This window comes from Mucilaginibacter sp. P4_G9 (assembly GCF_056400985.1).
Genome location: NZ_JBFUKF010000262.1, coordinates 1 through 7053, shown reverse-complemented (window position 1 = coordinate 7053; position 7053 = coordinate 1). Strand labels below are relative to the sequence as shown.

The 7053-nt window shown below is 41.6% G+C and carries 6 protein-coding genes; 3 read left to right on the top strand and 3 right to left on the bottom strand.

Annotation, left to right across the window (positions count from 1 at the left end):
* Positions 1 to 840, top strand: an 840-nt coding sequence (locus tag AC1DPZ_RS18895) for a GntR family transcriptional regulator (RefSeq protein WP_477406265.1), incomplete at its 5' end; no start/stop codon positions are given.
* Positions 841 to 863: 23 nt separating this feature from the next.
* On the opposite strand, the gene AC1DPZ_RS18890 is transcribed toward AC1DPZ_RS18895, so the two are convergent.
* Positions 864 to 2309: a sensor histidine kinase gene (locus tag AC1DPZ_RS18890; protein WP_477406263.1), complete on the bottom strand. Its 1446-nt coding sequence runs from the start codon at positions 2307 to 2309 to the stop codon at positions 864 to 866.
* A gap of 192 nt (positions 2310 to 2501) precedes the next feature.
* On the opposite strand from AC1DPZ_RS18890, the gene AC1DPZ_RS18885 reads away from it, so the two are divergent.
* Positions 2502 to 3656 carry a glycerate kinase gene (locus tag AC1DPZ_RS18885; RefSeq protein WP_477406261.1) on the top strand — a complete coding sequence of 385 codons (1155 nt, stop codon included), beginning with the start codon at positions 2502 to 2504 and terminating at the stop codon, positions 3654 to 3656.
* A gap of 55 nt (positions 3657 to 3711) precedes the next feature.
* On the opposite strand, the gene AC1DPZ_RS18880 is transcribed toward AC1DPZ_RS18885, so the two are convergent.
* A complete protein-coding gene (locus AC1DPZ_RS18880) occupies positions 3712 to 4233 on the bottom strand; it encodes a DinB family protein (RefSeq protein ID WP_477406259.1) in 522 nt (173 codons plus the stop codon).
* Positions 4234 to 4307: 74 nt separating this feature from the next.
* Positions 4308 to 5468, bottom strand: a complete 1161-nt coding sequence (locus AC1DPZ_RS18875) for a glycoside hydrolase family 130 protein (RefSeq protein WP_477406257.1) — start codon at positions 5466 to 5468, stop codon at positions 4308 to 4310.
* A gap of 244 nt (positions 5469 to 5712) precedes the next feature.
* Here AC1DPZ_RS18875 and AC1DPZ_RS18870 point away from each other — a divergent pair, with 244 nt between their 5' ends.
* Positions 5713 to 6999 (top strand): DUF2851 family protein, encoded by a 1287-nt coding sequence (locus AC1DPZ_RS18870; protein ID WP_477406255.1) that lies wholly within the window; start codon positions 5713 to 5715, stop codon positions 6997 to 6999.
* The last annotated feature ends 54 nt before the right edge of the window (positions 7000 to 7053 follow it).

Sequence of the window (7053 nt, the reverse complement as noted above, 5' to 3'; positions counted from 1 at the left end):
GAGTTAAAGGATAAAGGTATTGTAAGCTCGGTACCGGGTAAAGGTTTTTTTATTTCGAATACTGATTTTCAAAAGCCACTGAAAATCTTCCTGCTGTTCAACAAGCTAAGTGCGCATAAAAAGATAATTTACGATGCCTTTGTTGCTACCATTGGCGAACTGGCTACCATTGATTTTTATATTTATAACAACGATTTCTACTTTTTTAAAAAGATAATTGCTGATAGTTTCCAGAACGATTATGCCAAATACATCATCATCCCCCATTTTTTGGATAATGAAACCAAGGCTCATGAGATCATCAATACCATCCCAAAGGATAAGCTGATCCTGCTGGATAACCTGGTGCCGGGCGTAAACGGTAAATTTGCGGCCATTTACGAAAATTTTGCGTCGGATGTTTATGAGGCCCTTAAGAAGCTGCTTGATAAGCTAACTAAGTACCATACCATTAAGCTGATATTCCCCGGTAAAACCTATCATTCCAAAGAGATCCTGAAAGGTTTTCTTAATTTTTGCCGGCAATATGCATTTGATTATGAGGTGGTTGATTCTTTAGCTTCAGAAACGATTCAAAGGGACACGGTTTATATCAGTTTAATGGAAGATGACCTGGTTGAACTGATCAAAAAAATCATTGCTTCTGAGCTCAAAGTAGCCAAAGACGTGGGTGTAATATCCTATAACGAAACTGCGCTAAAAGAGATTATTCTTGATGGTATTACCACCATATCTACAGATTTTAAACTTATGGGAAGCAAAACCGCCGAGTTTGCGCTAAGCAATTGCCATGAGCATTTCGCGGTACCATTTAATGTCACCTTAAGGAGTTCGTTGTAAAATCGAAATTTAAAAAATGGGTTTTAAAATTCAATCCTGAATGTAGTTCCTTTTCCCGRCATACTTTTTACTGTAATATTTCCGCCCATAGCTTCTACCTGGTTCTTAACCAGGAACAACCCTATTCCCCGCGCATCATTGTTTCCATGGAAGGTTTTATACATGCCAAAAATATTTTGGCCGTGCCTGTTCAGGTCTATCCCAACGCCGTTATCCTCAATTTCCAGTATGGTTTTGTAGCCGGGGCTGTTAGCAGATATAGCTATTTCCAGCGGTTTCTCAGGATCACGGTATTTAATACCGTTGGTAAGTAAATTAAGCAGAATACTTTCCAGGTAAGCCTTATCACAATTAATTTCAATTTCAGGATCAACCTTGATAGAAAGATTTGCTGCAGCCTCTTTCAGTGATCCCGACAGGATATTTATTGTTCTGTTAATCTCCAGGGCCAGGTTAAGGTACTTTAAATTGTGCTTATTATTGGCATGCACATCAACCACTTCATTTAAATGCCCCAGCGTTTCCTGCAAATTATTTGCGCTTGTTCCCAGCATATCGGTCAGGTTATCTTTTTCCAATTTGTCTTCCTCATTAAGAATCATATCGGTAAGCATTTGGATATTGCCGGTATGAGAACGAAGGTTATGAGATACAATATGGGCAAAGTTTAATAAGCGGCTGTTCTGGGCGCTAATGATCTCCATTGCTTTGATCCGCTCCAGCTCCATGTTTTTTCTTTCCGTAACATCTTTGATCTGCGACACAAAATATAACGGGGCTCCCTGCTGATCACGCACTAAAGTTACATTTAGGGATGCCCATATAATATTACCATTTTTATGAAAATAGCGCTTATCCATTTGATAAGCCATAATCTTATTATCCAGCAATTGATGCATTTGTACCAGGTCAATATCAAGGTCATCCGGATGGGTAATGTCTTGAAAGGTTTCCTTTTTCAAATCGTGTTCTTCGCGGCCTAATATCTGGCATAGCATTTTGTTCACCCTGATCCATTCACCAACGGGCGATACCAGTGCCATACCTATCGGCGCATATTCAAATGCATGATGAAACTGCGCTTCTTGTTCGGCCAATCTTTTAAGCAGGTCAACCTGTTCGGTAATGTCTTCTATTGTGCCGTATATTTCTGTACATATACCCTCTTCGAAATTTGCCTTTATCCTAACTTTTATCCATTTGGTATTCCCTTTTGCTGTCCGCAGCTCAAATTCTCCGCTTAACGGATCCCTGGTTGTTATGGCATCTTCTATCAATCGCTTTATAGCATTTTGATCAACATAAAACCCGATGGATTTTTCCAAAGTTGGCTTAAAGTCGGGGCCGACCTCATAAATTCCCCTTACCACCGCATTCCAGTAAATTTCGTCAGTTAACATATTTCTTTCCCAAATACCCAGGTGGACAAGCGGTATAACTTTTTGGTAGAGTTCGAGTTTGGTCTGCATAAAAGAAATTAGGGGTTGATCGGCTCAATAAAGAAGATAGTATATTTGGTGTATACGTTATGCACTACCTTTTGTTTAAATTAATAGGTACGCAATTTATTTATTTTAGCTGTAATTACTAACTTCCTGTTGTTTAAAAAACGGTATGGGCAATTGTTCTTCATTATTATTATCATCGTACCACCAAACTGCATGGTCTCATATAATCTAACTATGCATATCCTGATAGCACCAAATGCTTTTAAAAATAGCATAACAGCACAGGCTGCCGCTACTGCCATTGAAAAAGGACTGCAGCAAAGCAAGCTGCTATGTACAACGGCATGTTTCCCGATAGCTGACGGCGGCGATGGTACAGCCGCCCTTATCATCCAAAAGCTGCGGGGTGATTATGTTACTATGGATGTACATGATCCGTTGGGCAGGCTAATTAAAGCCTCATTCGGTTTGGTTGATAGCGGCAAAACCGCGGTGATTGAAATGGCCGATGCATGCGGCCTCAGGTTGCTGAAGCGGGATGAACTAAACCCGCTAAAGGCCACCTCCTACGGATCCGGCGAAATGATAAAAAAAGCCCTCGACCTTGGTGTAAGCACCATTTTAATTGCAATGGGCGGCTCGGCCACGGTTGATGGCGGAACCGGTATTTTAAAAGCACTTGGCATTAATTTTTTCGGAGCCGACGGCCGTCTATTGGATAATATGCCTGAAAGCCTGCCCTACCTGGAAAGAATTGATAGTTCAAGTATGGATACCCGCCTGCAAAATACCAGGTTGGTGGTGCTTTGTGATGTAGATAATGTGTTATTGGGACCGCAGGGGGCGGCGGCAGTATTTGGTCCGCAAAAGGGAGCAGGCTCCGAAGATGTAAAAACACTTGATGCAGGGCTTTCCAGGTTTAATGATGTAACCCTGCAGCAGCTCGATATAAATATGGCCGCAACCCGGTATGGAGGCACTGCTGGTGGAGCATCTGCAGGGGTTTATGCCTGGCTAAATGCCAGGCTCGTAAACGGCATTGATTATTTTATGGAACTTACTCATTTTGATGAAGCTCTGCGTAAAAGCGACCTGGTAATAACCGGCGAAGGAAGCATTGATGAACAGACCCTACAAGGAAAAGGCCCTTTCGGGGTGGCCTGCAGGGCAAAGGCAAAAGGTATACCTGTAATTGGCTTAGCGGGTAAAATCCCTCTTAACAATAACGAAAAACTAAACCAATACTTTGATGTGCTGATGGCCATTGGCAACGAGCCCGCAGGTTTCCACGCCGCGTTAGCCCATACAGAACAAAATTTAACACGGATGGCGAAAGATCTTGGTGAACTATTAAGCATAAGAATTTGAAAACGGGCAAACAGGTTCAGCCGCTAACATTGATCAGATTGGACGGCGATTTTAATCAATGACCTCCGCTGTCGGCTGCAAAGCTCTTATCATCTGCCGATGGGCCATAGATAGAAGGTACCGCGATATCAYTCAGCCGCATGTATACAGTTAGCTGGCCGCGATGATGTACCATGTGGTTAATAGTTGATTCCACCTGTTCTTTCTTGGGCGAACTAAATAATTCCCGGCCATTTGCCTTAAGGTAAAATGTTTCTGCCAGAGTGCCTTCCTTAATGCTCAATAACGTGCTTTTGGCTTCCGTTACGTTCTGTTTAAAATGGTTCACCAGGTCCTGGGTGGTTTGGGCCTTTATATGCTGAAAAGTGGCAAAGTCGATTTCTGAATGTTTTATAATATGTGTTATCCATAAAGGTATCTCGGCAACAAGCAATGCCAGGTAACCCAGTTCCATTGACTTTTCATGCGGTTTCCAGCCGAAAAGCTCTGGCGGGATGCRCTCCAGGCATTTCAGAGTGGCCGGTACTTCAGCTTCCAGTTCTTTAGCAAATTGTTCGGCGAATAGTAAATCGTTCATAGCTTTGAATATTAATCATAAGCAATTAACATCCATTCGTTTAAATAGTTTATGGTTTTTTATATTGTGTATTATCACTTATTTTCAACAGGATCCGGCGGAGCTGGCCGGGATGGATCATATATAGCTACCGCAACCTTTGAATCGGCACAGCCATAATACAGAAACCATTTCTTTTTAAAATAAACCATACCTTCTATAAAAACAGTGCCGTTAACATACTGCCCGCTCTTTTCAAACGGAGCCATCGGACGCAGGAAAGGTACATCCAGCCTGGTGATATTTTTTGAAGGGTCTTTCTTATCAAACAATGCCTGTCCTGCACAATACGAATTGGCATTAAACCTTTTATCCCTGTTCTCATCGGCCTTATTTTTACCATTATAAAATAAAATGACACCTTGTTTGGTCATTAAAGCCGGCGGCCCGCATTCTGTCAAATCACTGTCGAAATAGCCATTGCGGGGTGATATCAATTGTTTCAGCTCACCGTTTTTATCAACAACCGGCGCCCAGTCAACCAGGTTGGTGGATGTAGCGGCATAAACATGCTGTTCTCCCCAGTACAACCAGTATTTACCATTAATTTTAATCACCACTTGTTTTCCATTAACCACCTTTGTAAGGATGGATGCTGATTTACTGGCAATATTAAAAAACTTACCATGATAAGCCGTTTCAAAGATAGGCCCATGTTTTTTCCAGTGCACCAGGTCTTTGGAAGTTGCTGCACCCAAGCGCGGCAACTCGCGGTTCCATTCGGTATAAAAAACAACATATGTTCCATTTGGGGTAACCGCCACGCGCGGATCCTCGCAGCCACCGGGCCATTCATATTTTTTTGCTATATCATTATCCGGGTAAAGTACGGGTGTTTTTTTTTGGCTAAAATGAATGCCGTCAGCACTTTCTGCATATCCTAAGCGCGATGTGCGAAAACCAATTCCAATACCAAACAAGTCTTCTGCCCGATACAATACAATCACTTTGCCGTTTTTTATGGCCGCAGCCGGATTAAAAGTATCATTGGCTTCCCATGGCACCATTTTGTTACTTACCGGGTCTTTAAATTTTGAGCTGGTATCGGGTGATATGATAGGGTTTATATTTGCCGGTCTTTCAAAACCTCCAAAAGCCCATGAGGGTAATGTATTTTTGGGAATCTGACCCAGGCAGGTCTGGGCTACCAAAACAAAGGCTAATATCTTCCCGGTTTTTATTAAGTTAATCATCATAATTGGCTTATTGAGGATATAATTTTTCAGGAGCGCTCCTTTTATTGCAGTTACGCATCCCATGGCAAGGCGAAGCCGCCAATGTAGATGAAATATAGCAAGTAATATAAAATAGTTTGCGCAGAATTAAATAAAATAACGAAGTTAAATGGACATACCAAAGTTCCACGATCAATGAGCCTGCTTACAGAAAGAAAAAAACGCAGTTAAATAAATCAACAATCACATTTACTATATTTAAACCATGCTTTTCACCGAAGACTTTTTGCATTATGTATGGAAATTCAGGCTATTTGATCGCATAGACCTGCAAACCGAAGATGGTAAAACGCTTGAAATATTTTCGACGGGTACACATAATACTGATGCCGGCCCCGATTTTCACAATGCCCGGATCAAAATAGATGACACCCTTTGGGCCGGTAATGTTGAGGTTCACCTTTCTGCTTCTGATTGGCAAAAGCATGGCCATACCAATGATGATGCTTATAACAATGTAATTTTGCATGTGGTTTATAATAATGACCTGCCGCTTGTTTTAACCAGCGGGCGCAAGGTGCCAACTCTTCAACTAAGAGACAGAATCCCAGCCGAACTATATAACCGTTACCACCAGATGGTATTCGGTAACCAAACCATTATACCTTGCGAAGCCAGTATTGGCACTGTTGATGGGCTCATTATGCATAACTGGCTAACACGGGTGTTGGTCGAACGGCTCGAAAAGAAATCGGCCTTAGTAACGGCGACACTTGCTATTAATCGTGGCGACTGGGAGGAAACCTTTTACCAGTTTTTAGCTGCAAACTTTGGCTTTAAAACTAACGCGTTACCTTTTGAGTTGCTGGCTAAATCGCTGCCACAGCTTACCCTTAGCAAACACAAAACCAACCAGATGCAGATAGAGGCGCTGATATTTGGGCAAGCTGGATTTTTAGATGGTGATTTGAAAGATGATTATCCAAACAAGCTAAAAAAGGAATATGATTTTCTGCGGAAGAAATATAGTTTGAAGCCGATAGAAAATCACCTATGGAAGTTTATGCGGTTACGGCCTCAAAATTTCCCTACGGTGAGGCTGGCTCAATTTGCAGCGCTGGTTGTAAATTCTAACCATCTGTTCTCYAAGATATTGGAGGTAAAGGATATCGATGCACTAAGAAGCCTTTTCGCATCTATAAAAACAAACGCCTACTGGGACGATCATTTTCGCTTTGATGTACCTTCAAAGTCATCGCCTAAAATTATGGGGGCATCATCTGTAGATATTTTGCTTATCAATACCCTTGCTTTATTCCTGTTTAGTTTTGGCAAACATCACCAGCAACAGTACTACATAAGTCGTAGCCTTAAACTTTTGGAAAATTTACCTGCCGAAAAGAACAATATTACCGAAGATTTTGTTAACTTAGGGCTGAAAATTACAAACGCGTTTGAATCGCAGGCACTGCTTGAACTAAAAAATAACTACTGTAATTATAAGAAATGCCTGCATTGCGGCGTTGGTAATAAAATATTAAAGCTGACCTGACATGCTACAGAGAATACTTACTTTTTTTGAACGGTACTCCTTTGGTGTATGCAC

What these genes read in the sequence shown, in the direction of transcription:
- AC1DPZ_RS18885 (WP_477406261.1), top strand. Translation starts at nt 2,502, where the DNA reads ATGGTCTCATATAATCTAACTATGCATATCCTGATAGCACCAAATGCT.
- AC1DPZ_RS18875 (WP_477406257.1), bottom strand. Translation starts at nt 5,468, where the DNA reads ATGATGATTAACTTAATAAAAACCGGGAAGATATTAGCCTTTGTTTTG.